This is a genomic window from Ramlibacter sp. 2FC, assembly GCF_005503345.1.
In the GTDB taxonomy this organism is placed as follows: domain Bacteria; phylum Pseudomonadota; class Gammaproteobacteria; order Burkholderiales; family Burkholderiaceae_C; genus SCMQ01.
In genome coordinates, this window is sequence record NZ_SCMM01000027.1 from 35,223 (window position 1) to 51,982 (window position 16,760).

At 71.3% G+C, this 16,760-nt stretch carries 9 protein-coding genes and 1 tRNA gene; 3 read left to right on the forward strand and 7 right to left on the reverse strand.

Annotated elements, in window-relative coordinates:
* Positions 1-80 precede the first annotated feature (80 nt).
* Together FFS10_RS13125 and FFS10_RS13130 are read right to left on the reverse strand one after the other, a co-directional pair.
* Positions 81-1,052, reverse strand: coding sequence for a TRAP transporter substrate-binding protein (locus FFS10_RS13125; RefSeq protein WP_137894922.1), 972 nt, complete (start codon positions 1,050-1,052; stop codon positions 81-83).
* Positions 1,053-1,312: 260 nt separating this feature from the next.
* Entirely contained in the window at positions 1,313-3,004 is a 1,692-nt protein-coding gene (locus FFS10_RS13130; RefSeq protein ID WP_137894923.1) for an electron transfer flavoprotein-ubiquinone oxidoreductase, read from the reverse strand.
* Between the two features lie 143 nt (positions 3,005-3,147).
* On the opposite strand from FFS10_RS13130, the gene FFS10_RS13135 reads away from it, so the two are divergent.
* Entirely contained in the window at positions 3,148-3,930 is a 783-nt protein-coding gene (locus FFS10_RS13135; protein WP_137894924.1) for an SDR family oxidoreductase, read from the forward strand.
* Positions 3,931-4,108: 178 nt separating this feature from the next.
* On the opposite strand, the gene FFS10_RS13140 is transcribed toward FFS10_RS13135, so the two are convergent.
* Positions 4,109-4,184, reverse strand: a tRNA-Lys gene (locus FFS10_RS13140).
* 240 nt (positions 4,185-4,424) lie between these two features.
* On the opposite strand from FFS10_RS13140, the gene FFS10_RS13145 reads away from it, so the two are divergent.
* Positions 4,425-5,474: a diguanylate cyclase gene (locus FFS10_RS13145; protein WP_171016142.1), complete on the forward strand. Its 1,050-nt coding sequence runs from the start codon at positions 4,425-4,427 to the stop codon at positions 5,472-5,474.
* A 9-nt stretch (positions 5,475-5,483) separates the two neighbouring features.
* On the opposite strand, the gene FFS10_RS13150 is transcribed toward FFS10_RS13145, so the two are convergent.
* From FFS10_RS13150 to recC, 4 genes are read right to left on the reverse strand one after another with little or no spacing between them, the layout of a single operon-like run.
* Entirely contained in the window at positions 5,484-6,470 is a 987-nt protein-coding gene (locus FFS10_RS13150) for a 3'-5' exonuclease (RefSeq protein WP_137894926.1), read from the reverse strand.
* Positions 6,467-8,419, reverse strand: coding sequence for an exodeoxyribonuclease V subunit alpha (gene recD / locus FFS10_RS13155; protein ID WP_137894927.1), 1,953 nt, complete (start codon positions 8,417-8,419; stop codon positions 6,467-6,469). Before recD ends, FFS10_RS13150 begins: the two co-directional genes overlap by 4 nt.
* Positions 8,416-12,024 carry an exodeoxyribonuclease V subunit beta gene (gene recB / locus FFS10_RS13160; protein ID WP_171016141.1) on the reverse strand — a complete coding sequence of 1,203 codons (3,609 nt, stop codon included), beginning with the start codon at positions 12,022-12,024 and terminating at the stop codon, positions 8,416-8,418. Before recB ends, recD begins: the two co-directional genes overlap by 4 nt.
* Positions 12,021-15,455 (reverse strand): exodeoxyribonuclease V subunit gamma, encoded by a 3,435-nt coding sequence (gene recC / locus FFS10_RS13165; RefSeq protein ID WP_137894929.1) that lies wholly within the window; start codon positions 15,453-15,455, stop codon positions 12,021-12,023. Before recC ends, recB begins: the two co-directional genes overlap by 4 nt.
* Before the next feature lie 245 nt (positions 15,456-15,700).
* Here recC and FFS10_RS13170 point away from each other — a divergent pair, with 245 nt between their 5' ends.
* The gene (locus FFS10_RS13170) at positions 15,701-16,759 is read left to right on the forward strand and encodes an ABC transporter substrate-binding protein (protein ID WP_137894930.1); all 1,059 of its coding nucleotides are present in this window, start codon (positions 15,701-15,703) and stop codon (positions 16,757-16,759) included.
* Position 16,760: the final 1 nt, after the last annotated feature.

Below are 16,760 nucleotides of genomic sequence, written 5' to 3' on the forward strand. Positions count from 1 at the left end.
GGAAAAAAACGGACATCGGAATCAAAACGCCCGCCAGTTCGGGCTGGGCGGGCGCTTGAAACCACCGATGCGAAGGGCGATTATTTGAAGTTGCGGATGCGGTCGATGTTGGCCTTGCCGAACTGCTTCTCGAACTCGGCGTTGACCGGGGCCAGGGTCGCGACGAACTTGGACTTGTCGACGTTATCGATCACGGTCATGCCCTTGGCGCGCAGCTCGGTCACGCCCTTGGCGTCGTCCTCGTCCACGCGGGCACGGTTGGCCTTCACGCCTTCCTTGGCGGCGTCCAGGAAGGCCTGCTTGTCGGCGGCGCTGAGCTTGTCGAAGCTGGCCTTGTTCATCAGGAAGATGCCGGGCGAGTAGACATGGCCGGTCAGGGTCAGGTGCTTTTGCACCTGGTCGAACTTGGAGGCCATGATCACCGACAGCGGGTTCTCCTGGCCGTCCACCGTGCCCTGCTGCAGGGCGGTGAAGACCTCGGGGAAGGCCATGGGCGTGGTCACGATGCCCAGGCCCTTGTAGGCGGCCACGTGCACCGGGTTCTCCATGGTGCGCATCTTCAGGCCCTTGAGGTCCTCGGGCGCCTTCACGTCGCGCTTGCTGTTGGTCATGTGGCGGATTCCGTTCTCGCCCCAGGCCAGGGCCTTGAAGCCCTTGGACTCGAACTTGGCCAGCAGCTCCTGGCCGATGGCGCCGTCGAGCACGGCGCGCGCATGCGCCTTGTCGCGGAACAGGAAGGGGATGTCCAGGATGCGCGCCTCGGGCACGAAGTTGGGCACCGGGCCGGTGGAGCTGAAGGCCAGCTCCTGGGTGCCCAGCTGCACGGCCTCGATCGACTCGCGCTCCCCGCCGAGCGAGCCGGAGTAGAAGGTCTGGACCTTGTAGCGGCCGCCGGTGCGCTTCTCGACCTCCTTGGCGAAGGTGTCGATGGCCACGCCCTGGTGCGAGTTCTGGGCGATGGAAATGCTGATCTTCATCGTGGTCTGCGCGGCGGCGCCGGCCACGAAGCCGAGGGCCAGGCCGAGGCCGATCACCAGTTTGCTCAATTTCATACAGGTCTCCTGGGTTGCTGGGATGGACAAGCGCCCGGCTCGCTGCTCCGGGCTGAAAGTTGTCATACAAATTTGTATTATGAGTGTGCCCAAGGGCGCCAGACCTAGGGGTTTTCGCGGATGAAGCTGCGGGGCTCCCACAAGCACGGGCACAGCCTAGCGCCAGCGGCGCGGCCATTGCCTACGGCTGGCTGACGGCATGGCCGGCTGGGCGCGCCAAAAGGAAACGGGGCCTTGCGGCCCCGTCGATGCGCCCGGGCTTACATGCCCGAGTAGTTCGGCCCGCCGCCGCCCTCGGGCGTGACCCAGACGATGTTCTGCGTAGGGTCCTTGATGTCGCAGGTCTTGCAGTGCACGCAGTTCTGCGCGTTGATCTGCAGGCGGTCGCTGTTGTCCTCGTTCTTGACGAACTCGTAGACCCCGGCCGGGCAGTAGCGCGCCTCGGGGCCGGCGAACTTGGCCAGGTTGATGCCCACCGGCACCGAAGCGTCTTTCAGCGTCAGGTGCGCCGGCTGGTTCTCCTCGTGGTTGGTGTTGCTGATGAACACGCTGGAGAGGCGGTCGAAGGTCAGCTTGCCGTCGGGCTTGGGGTAGTCGATCGGCTGGCACTCGGCCGCGGGCCTGAGCGACACATGGTCGGGCTTGTCGCGGTGGAGGGTCCAGGGGATGTTGCCCTTGAGCAGGAACTGCTCGATGCCGGTCATCAGCGTGCCCACGCTGCGGCCCTTCTTGAACCACTGCTTGAAGTTGCGCGCCTTGTTCAGCTCGGTGTAGAGCCAGCTGGCCTCGAAGGCCTCGGGGTAGGCGCTCAGCTCGTCGTGCTGGCGGCCGGCGACAAGCGCGTCGTAGGCGGCCTCGGCAGCCAGCATGCCGGTCTTGATGGCGGCGTGGCTGCCCTTGATGCGGCTGGCGTTCAGATAGCCGGCGTCGCAGCCGACCAGGGCGCCGCCCGGGAACACGGTCTTGGGCAAGCTCAGCAGTCCGCCGGCGGTGATGGCGCGCGCGCCGTAGGCCAGGCGCTTGGCGTTGACCTGGCCCTCGCTGTCCTCGAAGTACCAGCGGATGTTGGGATGGGTCTTGAAGCGCTGGAATTCCTCGAAGGGGCTGAGCCAGGGGTTCTGGTAATCGAGGCCGACCACGAAGCCGACCACCACCTTGTTGTCCTCCATGTGGTAGAGGAAGGAGCCGCCATAGGTGGCCTCGTCCAGCGGCCAGCCGGCGCTGTGCAGGGCCAGGCCGGGCTTGTGGCGCGAGGGGTCGATCTCCCAGAGTTCCTTGATGCCTATGCCGTAGCTCTGCGGGTCCTTGCCGGCGTCGAGCTCGAAGCGCGCGATCAGCTGCTTGCCCAGGTGGCCGCGCGCGCCCTCGGCGAACACGGTGTACTTGGCGTGCAGCTCCATGCCGAGCTGGAAGTTCTCGGTCGGCTCGCCGTCCTTGCCGATGCCGAGGTTGCCGGTGGCCACGCCCTTGACCGAGCCGTTGTCGTTGTAGAGCACCTCGGCGGCGGCGAAGCCGGGGAAGATTTCCACGCCCAGGCCCTCGGCCTGCTCGGCCAGCCAGCGCGTGACATTGCCCAGGCTGACGATGTAGTTGCCGTGGTTGTCGAAGCAATCGGGCAGCAGGAAGTTGGGCATGCGGGTGGCGCTGCCCTCCTTGGTCATGAGGAACACGTCCTCGGTGACCGGCTGGTTCAGCGGCGCGCCGAGCTCCTTCCAGTGCGGGAACAGCTCGGTCAGGGCGCGCGGGTCCATGATGGCGCCCGAGAGGATATGGGCGCCGGGCTCCGAGCCCTTCTCCAGCACCACCACCGAGACGTCCTGGCCGCGCTCGGCCGCCAGCTGCTTGAGGCGGATCGCGGTGGCCAGGCCGCCTGGGCCGCCGCCCACGACGACGATGTCGTATTCCATGGCTTCTCGCGGGCCGTAGGTACTGAGAATTTCTTCGTTGGTCATGGGGCGTCTCGTTTGATAATGGATTCGTGTCGGGGCTGAATTCTCGACAGTCGGCCGGGGGGGCGCCTGTCGGGTCCGCGACGCATTTTATGCGGTGGTTATCGACAATCGGACGGCCCCTTCCTGACTTGGAGACGCTCACCATGGCTTACAGCATCGATCTCTCGGGCCGCGTGGCCTTCGTGACAGGCGCGTCGAGCGGCCTGGGCTCCCAGTTCGCGCGCACGCTGGCGCGCGCTGGCGCGGGCGTGGTGCTGGCCAGCCGCCGCGTGGACAAGCTCAAGGATCTGCGCGCGCGCATCGAGGGCGAGGGCGGCAGCGCCCATGTGGTGGAGCTCGACGTGACCGACGTCGACTCGATCAAGGCGGCTGTGGCCCATGCCGAGACCGAGACCGGCTCGATCGACATCCTGGTCAACAACTCGGGCGTCAGCACCACCCAGCGCCTGCAGGACGTGGCGGCCGAGGACTACGACTTCGTGTTCGACACCAACGTGCGCGGTGCCTTCTTCGTGGCGCAGGAGGTGGGCAAGCGCATGCTGGCGCGCGCGCGTGGCGCCGCGCCGGGCAGCTTCACGGGCGGGCGCATCATCAACATCGCCTCCATGGCCGGGCTCAAGGTGCTGCCGCAGATCGGCGTGTACTGCATGAGCAAGGCCGCCGTGGTGCAGATGACCAAGGCCATGGCGCTCGAATGGGGGCGCTTCGGCATCAACGTCAACGCCATCTGTCCCGGCTACATCGACACCGAGATCAACCACCACCACTGGCAGACCGATTCGGGCCAGAAGCTGATGCAGATGCTGCCGCGCAAGCGCGTGGGCCAGCCGCAGGATCTCGACGCGGTGCTGATGCTGCTGGCCAGCGACCAGAGCCATTTCGTCAACGGCGCCGTGATCGCGGCCGACGACGGCTTCGCCCTGTAGGGCACGCTCACACCTTCCTGTGGCGGTGCTTGATGTCCTCCAGGGCCAGCAGCACTCAAGGCCCCGACGTAGCGCAGATCAACGCCGAGGCACGGATCGACGCTCCCCGCGAATGCCTGCATGGTGCCCAGAAAGCAAAAGGCCAACTCCGAAGAGTTGGCCTAAGTGCTTGATTTGATGGTGGGTCCTGTAGGATTCGAACCTACGACCTACGGATTAAGAGTCCGCTGCTCTACCAACTGAGCTAAGAACCCATTGGCAACCGTCTCCGGCTGCGATGGCGCGTAGTGTAGCAGAGTCCATGGCCGCTTTTCGCGGCTTGTATTCATCCAGTGCGCTTCTCAAGGGAACGCGCCATCGGCGTCATGCCGCTGCCGTGCAGGTCGCAGTGCAAGTCTTGACCACGGTCAAGTGCTCGGCTGCAGTCGGAGGTATGCTGACGCGTGATGAATTTCCGTGAGAGCGCCTCGTCAGGCCTTGCCACTGCCCGGGGCGTGAGACTGGTTCGCCGCATCTATGTGCCGCGCATGCTGGGCCTGGCCCTGGGGGCGGTGTGCGTCGACGCGGCACTTTACCAGGTCGGTGCGCCGCCCTGGTTGTGGGGCCTGCTCGCATTCAACGGCCTGCTGTGGCCGCACCTGGCCTACCAATGGGCGATGCGCAGTGCATCGCCCTACCAGCGCGAGCGCCGCAACCTGCTGCTCGACGCGGCCTACGGCGGCTTCTGGGTGCCGGCCATGGGCTTCAACGTTCTGCCCAGCGTGCTGATCCTGGCCATGCTCAGTATGGACAACATCGCCGTGGGCGGGCTGGCGCTGTGGCTGCGCGGCCTGCTGGCGCATCTGGCGGGCGCAGCGGTCGCGCTGTTGGTGCTGCCGCTGCGATTCGAGCCGGCGTCCAACTTCACGACCCTGCTGGCCAGCCTTCCGTTCCTCGTGGCCTATCCGCTGACCATAGGCATCGTGACCTACCGGCTGTCGCTGCAGCTGAGCCGGCAGAAGCACGAACTGCGCAGGCTGAGCGAGCAGGACCCGATGTCCGGCCTGTACAGCCGCAGCCACTGGGAGAAGCGCCAAACCGAGGAATTCCAGGCCTTCCAGCGCCACGGGCGCTCAGTGAGCTTGATGCTGGTCGATGTGGACCGCTTCAAGGAAATCAACGACGGCCATGGCCATGCGGCCGGCGACGAGGTGATTCGCCGCGTGGGGCAGGTGCTGCGCGAGCAGGTCCGGCAGGGCGACATCGTCGGCCGCTACGGCGGCGACGAGTTCGGCGTGATCTTTCCCGGCATGGGGGCCGGCGAAGCCCACAAGGTGGCGCAGCGCATACGTGCCAGCCTGGCGGGCTCGGGCCTGCTGGCCTACGACGGGGCTGCGCCGACCCTGAGCATAGGCATTGCGCCGCTGCTGCCCGGCACGCCCAGTTGCGCGGCGTGGATCGCCCAGGCCGACAAGGCCCTCTACAAGGTCAAGCGCGCCGGGCGTGACGGTGTCGAGGTCTATCCCGACGAAGCCTCCGCCAGCCTGTTCGCACCGCAGTCCTGAGCATCGGCCTCAAAGGGGTCGCTCGGACAGCTGCCCCGCACGTGCCGAGTAGCGCACCCGGCTGTCCGTGGCCTCGACTTGCACCGTGGCCTGGCGCGTCCCGTAGACCTGGGCCCTGAGCCATTCGAGCTCGCTGGCCAGTTCCTCGGGCGAGGGCTGGGCGCGCCACCAGACCTTGGCCTCGCCGTCCCAGCGGTAGCCGCGCGCCTTGAGCTTGTCCTTGGCCTCGAAGGGCGAGCCGGTGGCGCGCAGCTTGAAGCTCGGTGTGGACGCGGCCTGCAGCAGCCGGGCCAGGCCGGTCTGGCCGGCCTTCAGCGGATGGGCCAGCACCTGCAGCAGGGCGTGGCAGTCGACCTGGGCGCGGTGGGCGTCGTAGAACCAGCCGCGCTCGCCGGCCAGGAACTCCAGCTTGGCCGAGCCGGCGCCTTCGGCCTGCCAGTCCATGTCCTGGATCGAGCAGGCCCAGGCCTTGTCGGCGAACAGCGGAAGCCGGGTCTCGACGAAGGGGCGGTCGAAGCCGGCGTTGTGCGCGATCACCAGGTCGGCCCGCGCCGCCATCTCGGCGATGCGCGCCTCGTCCAGCCTATGCCCCTGGACCATGGCGTCGGTGATGCCCGTGATCTCGCGCGCCTTGGGCGGAATGGGCATGCCGGGGTCCTCGAAGCCTTCGTAGACTTCGACCGGGCCCACGGGCAGGCCGCTGGCAAGCTCAACGTCGACGGCCAGCATGGCGAGCTCGATGATCCTGTCCGAGCGCTGCTCCAGGCCCGTGGTCTCGGTGTCCAGGATCAGCACGCGCTGCCGCTCGCCTGGGCCTGCGGGGCCGTAGTCGGCGCGCGGCACCAGGCGGCGCAGCACGCGGTAGTCGGGGTGCTGGGCGAGCGCCTGGGCCATCGCTTCGAGCGGGTCCGCCGCGGGCGCAGGGACGGTGGGAAGGGTGGCGGCGGGGGTGTCGTCCTTGGCCGGTGCGTCGAAGCCGAGAGCCATCTGGGTCATGGGGTGTTCCTAGTCTTGTGAGGGGCCGCAGCCTGGTCGTGCACGGCCAGGCCGCCGCTGCGCAGCACGCGCTTTTGCACTGCCTGCCAGAGCACCTCGGGCGCGGGCGCGACCAGGGTCAGGCGCTGCATGGCGCGCGTGATGCCGGTGTAGAGCAGCTCGCGCGTGAGCACCGGCGAGGGGCGGTCCGGCAGCACCAGCATCACATGCGCGAATTCCGAACCCTGGGACTTGTGTACCGTCATCGCGAACACGGTGTCCACCGCGTCCAGGCGCGAGGGCAGCACCCAGCGCACGCCGCCCCCGGCGGTGGCGAAGGCGACGCGCAGGCCGCCGGCGCGCGGCAGGCACAGGCCCACGTCGCCGTTCATGAGCTGCAGGTTGTAGTCGTTGCGCGTGACCATGACCGGGCGGCCCGGGTACCAGTCCTGCTCGGGCAGGCCCAGGCTCTGCGCGATGCGGGCGTTGAGCGCGTCCACGCCCCAGGCCCCGCTGCGCAGCGCGCTGAGCACCTGGAAGGCGCCGAAAGCCCGCAGCAGGGCCAGCGCCTCGCTGTCGCCGCAGCTGACCGCGGGGTCTGAGCGCAGCGGCGCCAGGCCGCTCAGCCACTGGTCCCAGCCCTGGCGCAGGCATTGGGCGAAGCGCGCGTCGGGCAGGCGCGCGGGCGCAAGCCGCGTCAGTTCCTGCGCCGCCGCGCCGGCTGCAGGAACCTGCCAGTCCGGCAGCCCGGCCCACAGGCGGCGCGCGGCGGCAAGGTCGCCGGCGTTGACCGCCTGGGCCCAGAGGGCTATGCCGCTGCCTTCCGCGAAGCGGCGGCTGTGGCGCAGCATCACGGTCTGCTGGGCCAGGGCGCTGCCCCTTTCCTCCCTGGGTTCCTGCCAGGCCGTCAGGTCCTCGCCGGCCTGCTCGCGCAGCCAGTCCAGCGTCTCGGCGCGGTAGCGGCCTTGGGCCGCGCCCTCGCAAAGCTGGGCCATGACGGCGCCGGCCTCGACCGAGGCCAGCTGGTCCTTGTCGCCCAGCAGCACCAGGCGCGCCGACAGCGGCACGGCGGCCAGCAGGCGCGCCATCATCTCCAGGTCGATCATCGAAGCCTCGTCGACCACCACCAGGTCGCTGGCCAGCACGGGCACCGGCCGCTGCCCGGCGTCGGGCGTGATCTGCAGCAGCCGGTGCAGGGTGACGGCCTCGCTGGCGATGCCGGGCCGCATGTCCTCGGGCAGGCGCGTGAGGGCCGAGGCGATGGACTGGCCCAGGCGGCTGGCGGCCTTGCCGGTGGGCGCGGCCAGGTGGATGCGCAGCGTCTCGCCGTGCGCGCGGGCCTGGCTTTGCAGCAGGGCCAGCAGGCGCATCACGGTGGTGGTCTTGCCGGTGCCCGGGCCGCCGGTCACCAGCGTGAGGCGCCCGCGCGCGGCCAGGGCGCAGGCGACCTTCTGCCAGTCCACCCCGGTGCCGGACGCGGCGCGCGGAAACAGGCGGGCCAGCAGCGCCGGCAGCTCGGCCGGCACGGGGCAGGGCTGGGCCAGGCGTTCGCGCAAGGCGGCCAGGATGGCCTGCTCGGCCTCATGGGCGCGGCGCAGGTAGAGCCGCTGGTCCGCCAGCACCAGCGGGCTGGCCTCGCCGCGGGCCCAGGGCAGGCTGGCCGCGGCCTCGGCCAGGCGCGCGGGCAGGGCCGCCAGGTCCGGGGCCTCCCAGCCCAGCAGCGGCCCGGGCTCGCCGGCCAGGCCCTGCAGGTCCAGGCAGGCATGGCCGCGCCCCATCTGGTGGCTGGTCAGCGCCGCGAGCCAGGCGTGGCGCGCGTCGGCGCTGGGCTGGCGCTGCTGCAGGAAGGCGGCGAAGGCCCGGTCCAGCGCGCTCAAAGGCAGGGCGGGGCCGGCCGGCCAGGGCCATGGCGCGCCGGGCGTGGGCGTCTGGTCCAGCCAGGGCAGGGGGAGCTGGTCCGGCGGCGTCATGCGGGCTCCTCCTGGCGGGCGAGGGGCGTGGCGAAGGCCTGGTCCAGCGCCTCGATCAGGGCCAGCGGCGGGCGCTCGAGATGCACGCCCGCGCCGGGCTGGTCTATGCCGCGCGCGAACAGGTAGATGGCGCCGCCGACATGGCGCTCGTAGTCGTAGCCGGGCAGGCGGGCCTTGAGCAGGCGGTGCAGGGCCAGCAGGTAGAGCGTGGCCTGCACGTCGTAGCGGTGCGCCAGCATGGCCTGGCGCAGCGCCTCGGGCCGGTAGGCGGGCAGCTTGTTGGACTTGTAGTCGAGCACGTGGTAGCGGCCCGCATGCTCGAACACCAGGTCCATGAAGCCGGTCAGCAGGCCTTGCAGCCTGCGCGGGCGCAGCGGCTCGCGCGGCTGGCCGGGCTGCACATGCTGGCGGATCAGCCGGTCGATGGCCTCGGCGCCCAGGCCATGGGCCAGCAGGGTGAAGCCCATCTCGGGCCAGGCCTGGGCCAGGCCGAGCTGGCCCAGGCGCAGGGCCGGCGTGCCGGCCAGGCCGGCGTCAGTGTCCGTCAGTGGCAATGCGGTGGTGGCGATCTGCGCGATCCAGCGCTCGAGCAGCGCGCGTGCCTCGGGGGCCAGCTTCAGGCTCTCGGCCTGGCTGTCCAGCTGGCGCTGCCAGCGCCGCTGCGCCTCCTCGCCGGCGGCGGCGCCCTGCAGCAGGGGCCAGGCCTCGCGCAGCTGCCACTCCAGCAGGTCGTGCAGCAGCGTGCCGTAGGCGCTGCCGGCGGGGAAGGCGTTGTAGGGCGCTGCCTCGGCCGCGTCCGCCGGGTCTGCCTCGGGCAGGGCGCGCTCCAGGCTGTCGGTCTGGGCGTCCATGAAGCGCTCCTCGTCCTCGCTGGGCGCCTCGCTCAGGCCCGCCGGCGCCCCATGCGAGAGCTCGCGCGTGAGGGCGCTGAAGCTGGCCTGCCACCAGCCGCTGTCCAGGCGGCGCGTGGGCCGGCGGGCGGGCTGGAGGGCGAGCGGGGCCTGGTCGGGCTGGTAGGCCTGTGCCGTGGGCTCGGGCGCCGGCGCGACCACGATGTCGGGGCAGGCGGCCCAGTGCTGCAGACGCGGCTGCAGGTCGTCGGCCGAGGCGCGGCCGAGCAGGCGGCTGAGCGCGCTGCGCGGCTGGGCCTGGCCGCTGGCGAAGTCGTCCTTGCGCCGGGCCACGCCCAGCCACAGCGCCTGCTCGGCACGGGTCAGGGCCACGTAGAGCAGGCGCATGTCCTCGGCCAGGCGCTCGGCGTCGTCGCGGCCGCTGGCGGCCTTCTCGGCCTGGAAGTTGGCAACGAAGGGCAGGAAGACCAGCGGGTACTGCAGGCCCTTGGACTTGTGCATGGTCACGACCTGAACCAGGTTGGCGTCGGTCTCCAGCCGCATCTGCGCCGCCTCGCCGCTGACCGCGGGGTCGTGCAGCTGGTCGGCCAGGTAGCGCACCAGGGCGCCTTCGCCCTGCAGCTCCAGGCTGGCCTTTTGCAGCAGGTCGCCCAGGTGCAGCAGGTTGGTCAGGCGGCGCTCGGGGTCGGGGGCGCTGGCGCGCAGGCGGCGCGGGATCTCCTGCTCGTGCAGCAGCTGGTAGAGCATGGCCAGGAAGCCCTGGCGCTGCCAGGTCTGGTGCCAGCGGTTGAAGTTCTCGACCTGGGTATCCCAGGCGGCCTCGTCGCGGATCAGGCGGTCGAGTTCATCGAGACGCCGGCAGAAGCTGCGCGTGCTCAGGGCCGCGCGCAGGAAGCCGACCGAGCGCGGCTGGGCCACCGCGCGCAGCATGTGCCAGAGGTCGGCGGCCTCGCGCGTGGCGTAGACGCTGTCGCGGTCCGACAGGTAGACGCTGCGCACGCCGCGCCGCGCCAGGGCCTCGCGCATGGCGCGCGCCTCGTGGCCGCTGCGCACCAGCACGGCCATCTGGCCCGGGCTCGCGGCGCGGCCATTCAGCAGCGCCACCATCTGGCTGGCGAAGCACTCGGCCATGGCCTGCTGGTAGGCCTTGGCCGTCATGGGCGCATCGCTGGCCAGCTGCCAGACCGTCATGGCGGGCTGGGCCGCGCCGCCATGGGGCAGGCGCAGCGCCTGCACCGCGGGGTTGCGCGCCTCGACCGGCTCGAAGGCGATGGCGCCGAAGGGCTGGTCGGCGCCGGCGAACACATGGTTGACGGCGTTGACCAGCTGCGCCGTGGAGCGGAAGTTGCCCGACAGTGTGTGGATGGCCTGGGCCTGGTGGCGCGCCTGCAGGTAGGTCGCGAGGTCGGCGCCGCGGAAGCTGTAGATGGCCTGCTTGGGGTCGCCGATCATGACCAGGGCGCGGGCCGGGCCTTCGGCGTCCTGCGCTCCGGTCGGCGGGTAGATGCGCGCCAGCGCGCCCCATTGCCAGGGGTCGGTGTCCTGGAACTCGTCGACCAGGGCCACCGGGTACTGCGCGCGTATGGCCTGGGCCAGGTGGCCGTCCTCGGCCTGCAGGGCCTGGTACAGGCGCTGCAGCAGGTCGGAGAAGTCGAACTGCGCGAGCTGCTGCTTGCGCAGTTCGTAGGCCAGTCCCACGGCCTGCGCCGCGTGCGCCAGCAGCGCCTCGGCGATCTGCGGCTTGCGCGCCAGGCCCTCGGTCAGCTGCTCCAGCGCGGCGAACACGCCCTGTGGGTCGGCCGGTGGCGTGCAGTTCTTCTTGGTGTTCCTGAGCAGCCTGGCGAGGGAGAAGCGCTCGAGGTTCCTGGCATCGCGCGCGGCGCCCTGGCTCCAGGCGTCGAGCTGGGCCAGGTAGTCGCCGTGCTTTTCCTTGCGGTAGACGGTGCCGCTCAGGTCCTTGGCCATGGCCGGCATGAGCTGCGCGTGCAGCGCCTCGCGGTGCCCGGCCCAGAGCGCGCGCGCTGCGGTCTCCAGCGCCTCGATCTCGCGCTGCCAGTCGCTGCAGGCGCGCAGCAGGCTGGCGGGGTCGGCGCCCGGCTCGGGGCCGGCGCCAGGCTGGCGCTCGGCGGCCTGCCACAGGGGCTTGAGCCCGGCCAGCAGCTCGTCCGGCGTGCGCGCGACCTCGTCCAGGGCCTGCAGCGCGGCCTCGGGCAGGGGGTAGAACCACTGGCGCCAGTAGTCGCGCACCGCGGCCAGTTTCAGGCCTTCGCTGTCCTCGACCTTGGACTGCTGGAACAGGCCGGCGCTGGCTAAGGCATGCTGGCGCAGCATGCGGCTGCTCCAGCCGTGGATGGTGTGGATGGCGGCGTCGTCCATCCACTGCGCGGCCAGGTCGAGCCGCCAGGCGCAGCGGGGCCAGTGTTCGGGCGGGTAGGCCTCGCGTAGCTGGGTCAGGAAGGCGTCGCCGGCATGGCGGTCCGGCTCGCGGAAGTGGCGCGCGGCCTCGGCCAGCCGGGCCCGGATGCGGCCGCGCAGCTCGGCCGTGGCGGCCTCGGTGAAGGTCATGACCAGGATCTGCGGCGGCAGCAGGCCGGCGTCCTCGCGGCCATGGCCGAGCACCAGGCGCAGGTACAGGGCGGCCAGGGTCCAGGTCTTGCCGGTGCCGGCGCTGGCTTCGATGACCTGGGTGCCGGCAAGCGGCAGGGCCAGCGGTTCCAGCGGCTGCACCGGCGGGGCGTTGGCGCGGTCGCTCATGCCGCCTCCTCGGGCTGCGCCGCCTGGCCCGGCCTGGCCTCCTGGACCAGCGGGCCGTAGATCCGCTGCGCCCAATGCGGCAGCTCGTGCTCGATCTCGTCGAAGCCTTCGAAGCTGCGCTGCAGATAGGCCGAGCGCTCCCATTCGCCGGGTTGACGGTAGCCGCCCTCGAAGGCCTGGCGTGCCGCGGCCAGCGCCGGGTCTTCTCCCTCTTCGCCCTCGCCGGCGGCCGCGCGCGCCTGCAGGTAGGCCAGGGCTGCGTCGCGCGTCACGGGCAGGGGGCGCGACCAGGCCGCGCGGTAGGCCGCCAGCCAATCCTGCAGCAGGGCCAGGGCTTGGTCCGCGGGGAGGGGGGCGAGCCGCACCTGGCCGTCGACGCCCAGCATCACGCTGGTGAGGCTGGCCCCCGTGGCCGAGGCCGCGACATGGCGCAGCCACAGGGCCGTGAGCACGCCATGGCGCGGGGTCTTGCGGCCTTCCTTGCCCTCGAGCACGGCGCCGGGGCGCTGCGCCAGCTGCAGCCAGCCCTCGGGGCCGGCGCGCAGCTCGCGCAGGGTGCCGGTGAGGCGCGCCTCGCCCAGGTCCAGGGCCAGGCTCTGCGGTGCCAGCAGTTCGGGGTAGGCGGCCTGCCAGGCCGGCGCGCGCGCCCGCACTTCCTGCGCCTTGGCCTGCAGCTGGTGCGCCAGACGCTGGCCGAAGGCCGCCATGGGCAGCTGGCCGGACAGCTGCAGCTGCGCCAGCGCCAGATCGCTGTCGGGCGCCTGCAGCAGCGCCTGGCCGATCTGGTACTGCGCCAGGCCGTCGAGCGCGAAGGGTTCGTCCTCGGGCGCCGCCTCCTGCGGCTGCTCCAGCCGCACGCCCAGGCGCGAACGCCAGTAGACCTCGACCGGCTGGCGCAGCAGGCGCTCCAGCGCCTCGAGCGTGAGCTCGGCGGGGCAGGGCGTGTTCGCCGCTTCCGCTTCCGCTTCCGCTGCCGCGGCGGCGGGCGCTGCCTCGGGGCGCTCGGCCAGCGCCTGCTGCCAGTCGTCGGCATAGCTGAAGAAGGACGAGCCGGCCTCGAAGTAGCGCGCCGAGAAGGCCTGCAGCGGCTGCAGGCGCGGCGTCGGCGGCTGCGCGAAGCGCGCCTTCAGCGCGTCCTGCAGCTGCGCCACCAGCACCGAGGGCGGCAGCTCGGCGTTGTCGGTGGCGCGGTGGCCCTGCCAGCTGATGTAGAGCTTCTCGCGTGCCGACAGCAGGGCTTCGAGGAACAGGTAGCGGTCGTCCTCGCGCCGCGAGCGGTCGCCGGGGCGCCAGCTCTGGGCCATGAGGTCGAAGTCGCGCGGCGCGGCCTGGCGCGGGTAGTCGGCGTCGTTCATGCCCAGCAGGCAGAGCACGCGGAAGGGGATGGTGCGCATGGGCATCAGCGTGGCGAACTGCACGCCGCCGCCGAAGAAGCGCTGCTGCAGGCCCGGCGCCTCGATCTGGGCCAGCCAGTGCTCGCGCACCACGACCAGCGGCAGGGGCTGGGTGAGGCGGGCCTCGTCGCAGAGCCGGCGCCATTGCGCGAGTTGCTCGGCGAGCTGGCGCAGGAGCCGCTCCTCGGCCTCGCTGCTGGGCGCGAAGAAGCGCTCCAGCAGGGCCTGCAGCTGGGCCAGCCATTGCGCGGGGGGGCGGTCCTCGCGCAATTCCTGCAGGCTCAGCGACATGGCATCGACCCAGTCGGCCAGCCGGCCCACCAGCTGGGCGCCTAGGCCCCCCACCTCGGCCAGCGGCAGCACGCCCTGCCAGGCCTCACCGCCGCCCGTGGCATAGCCCAGCAGCATGCGGCGCAGGCCGAAGGCCCAGGTGTTCTGCTCGGCGCCCTGGGCGTCGGCAGGCAGGCCCCAGGCCCGGCGGTGGGCGGCATCCAGGCCCCAGCGCACGCCGGCCAGCGCCAGCCAGTCCTGCAGCTGCGCGACATCGGCCTCGCCGAGGTCGAAACGCTTGCGCACGGCGGCGACCTCGAACAGGCCGAGCCAGTCGGCCAGCGTGATGCGCGAGGTCGGCAGGCCGAGCAGGCGCTCCAGCGCCTGGACCAGCGGCGACTGGCGCGGCGAGCGGTCGGCCACGGAAAACGGGATGTGGCGCGGGTGGCCGGGCGCGAAGCGGCCGAATACGGCCTGGATATGCGGCAGAAAGCCCGCCATGTCCGGCACCATCACCATGACCTCGCGCGGCGACAGGCTGGGGTCGGCGTCGAACCAGGCCAGCAGCTGGTCGTGCAGCACCTCGACCTCGCGCTGCGCCGAATGCGCCAAGACCAGGCTGATGGCGCCGTCGTCGGGCAGCGCGCCCGGGGCCGCGGGCAGCGGCTCGAGCTCGAGGATGTCGGACTGCAGCTGGGTCAGCTGGCTGGCCGCGCCGGGGCTGTCCAGCGGGTCGACGAAGACATCGATGCGCTGCAGCGGCGCACCGGCCTGCTCGGGCGGCTCGAACTCGTCCAGCAGGTGCAGGTAGTCGCGCCCCTGCTTGCCCCAGGAGGCGAGCAGCGGAGGGGCCTGGGCGTGCAGCTCGGCCGCGTCCGGCGCGGCATAGGGCAGGCCGGGCTTGGGGGTCTGGCGCTGGCGCGCCAGCGGACGCAGCAGCTCGCGCCCCTCGACCACATGGCCCCAGTGGTGCCGGCAGGGGTTTTGCACCAGCATCAGCACCTGGCAGACCCGGCCCAGCGCGGCCAGCGCCTCCACCGTCTGCTGCGGCAGACTGGAGATGCCGAACACCACGATGCGCGGCGGAACGCCCGCGGGCCGCGGGCCCGTGGTGTCGTGCGCCTGCAGCGCGCGCATGAAGCGCGCGTGCACGGATGCGCGCGAGGCCTGGGCCAGGTCTTCGCCCACATCGGCCCGCAGCGCGCGCCACAGCCGCGCCTGCCAGGCATGGGCCGGCGGCAGCGGCCGGCTGCCGGTGGGCCCGCGCAGCAGGTCCTGGCCCTGCGCCCAGTCGTCCAGCCAGTCGCTGCGGTAGCTCTGGTAGCCGTCGAACACGTCGGCCAGCTGCAGGGCCAGCTGGTAGCGCCGCCGCCCATCGGCGTCGCCGGCCAGGTAGCGGCGCAGCGGCGCGTAGGCCTCGTCCTGCGCCGCGAGCTCGGGCAGCAGGCGCACCAGGCGCCAGGCCAAGGCCGTCTTGTCGAAGGGCATTTGCTCGGGCACGGCCTCTTGGCCGAGCACGCTGCGGTAGACCTCCCAGAGCAGGCGGCCCGGCAGCTCCATGCGCGTGGCCGCGCAGATGCCCAGCGCCTCCTCGCGCGCCAGCGCGAGCTCCAGCCAGTGCTTCATGCCGTTGCTCTGCACCAGGAAGACTTCGGGCAGCAGCGGCGGCAGCGGATGGGCCTTGACGAAGTCCACGGCCAGGTCGCGCAGGTCTTCCAGGCGGTTGCCGTGCACCACCATGAAGCCGGGCGGGAGGGAGAAATGCATGGGACGGGGAAATCGAAGCCAGGGTCGCTAAACGTTCAACTGTAGCGGTTGCGCAGCCCCATAGAGATCGTGGACGTGAACAGGCGCTGGCCTTCTGCGCCAACCTCGGCATCCTGTTCCTGGGCTATCGCTGACCCGTTCGGGATGTCACCGATGGGGAAGTCCCCGATGGGGATGTTCCCGATGCGCCGCGGCAGGCCTGCCACTAGCCTTGGTCCAAACCACGAAAAAAAGGAGAGGACCCCATGGCCGCGACAGGGCTGCGACGACGCGCGTTTCACCAGGCTGCGCTGTGGCTGGCCTCGGCCGTGGCGGCGCCCGTGCTGCATGCCCAGCCCCGGCCCGAGAAGGCCCGGCTCACCCTGGCCGTGGGTGGCAAGGCCTCGCTGAACCACCTGCCCCTGACCCTGGCCGAGCAGCTGGGTTTCTTCAAGGCCGAGGGGCTGGAGGTCGACATCGTCGACCAGGGCGATGGCGCGCTGGCGGTTCAGGCCGCGCTGGCCGGCGCGGCCGAGGTGGTCGTCGGCGCCTACGCGGAAACCCTGGAGCTGCAAAGCCGCGGGCACAGCTACCGAGCCTTCGTCCTGCTGGGCCGGGCGCCGCAGATCGCCCTTGGCGTGTCCACGCGCAACGTGCCCGGGTTTCGCGCGCTCGAACAGCTGCGTGGCCGCAGGATAGGCGTGGTGCGGCCGGGCTCTTCCAGTCACATGATCGCCAGCCTGGCGCTGGCCCGGGCCGGCCTGGGCTCGGCCGACGTGCGCTACATCGCCACGGGCGCGGGCAGCGGGGCGGGGGCGGGTGTGCTGGCGGCCCTGCGCGACGGCGAGCTCGACGCGATCAGCCACACCGACCCGGTGATGACCATGCTCGAGCAGCGTGGCGAGGTACGCATCGTCTCCGACACCCGAACGCTGCGCGGCACGCAGGAACTGCTGGGCGGGCCCATGCCGACCTGCTGCCTGTACGCGAGCGCCGATTTCGTGCAAAGGCATCCCCAGACCGTGCAGGCGCTGACCCATGCCATCGTCCGCGCGCTCAAGTGGCTGCAGACGGCCGGGCCGGGCGACCTGATCAAGACCGTGCCCGAGAGCTACATGCTGGGCGATCGCGCGCTGTACCTGGCCTCGTTCAACAAGCTGCGCGAGGCGATCTCGCACGACGGACTGATCTCCGACGAGGGCGCGCGCACCACCTTGCGCGCCCTGGCCGATTTCGAAGCCCTGGTGCGCAGCGAGCGCATCGACCTCGGGCGCAGCTACACCAACGAATTCGCCCGCCGGGCCAAGCAGCGCTTCCAGGCCTGAC

What these genes read in the sequence shown, in the direction of transcription:
- FFS10_RS13170 (WP_137894930.1), top strand. Translation starts at nt 15,701, where the DNA reads ATGGCCGCGACAGGGCTGCGACGACGCGCGTTTCACCAGGCTGCGCTG.
- FFS10_RS13125 (WP_137894922.1), bottom strand. Translation starts at nt 1,052, where the DNA reads ATGAAATTGAGCAAACTGGTGATCGGCCTCGGCCTGGCCCTCGGCTTC.
- FFS10_RS13135 (WP_137894924.1), top strand. Translation starts at nt 3,148, where the DNA reads ATGGCTTACAGCATCGATCTCTCGGGCCGCGTGGCCTTCGTGACAGGC.
- recB (WP_171016141.1), bottom strand. Translation starts at nt 12,024, where the DNA reads ATGAGCGACCGCGCCAACGCCCCGCCGGTGCAGCCGCTGGAACCGCTG.
- FFS10_RS13130 (WP_137894923.1), bottom strand. Translation starts at nt 3,004, where the DNA reads ATGACCAACGAAGAAATTCTCAGTACCTACGGCCCGCGAGAAGCCATG.
- recC (WP_137894929.1), bottom strand. Translation starts at nt 15,455, where the DNA reads ATGCATTTCTCCCTCCCGCCCGGCTTCATGGTGGTGCACGGCAACCGC.
- recD (WP_137894927.1), bottom strand. Translation starts at nt 8,419, where the DNA reads ATGACGCCGCCGGACCAGCTCCCCCTGCCCTGGCTGGACCAGACGCCC.
- FFS10_RS13150 (WP_137894926.1), bottom strand. Translation starts at nt 6,470, where the DNA reads ATGACCCAGATGGCTCTCGGCTTCGACGCACCGGCCAAGGACGACACC.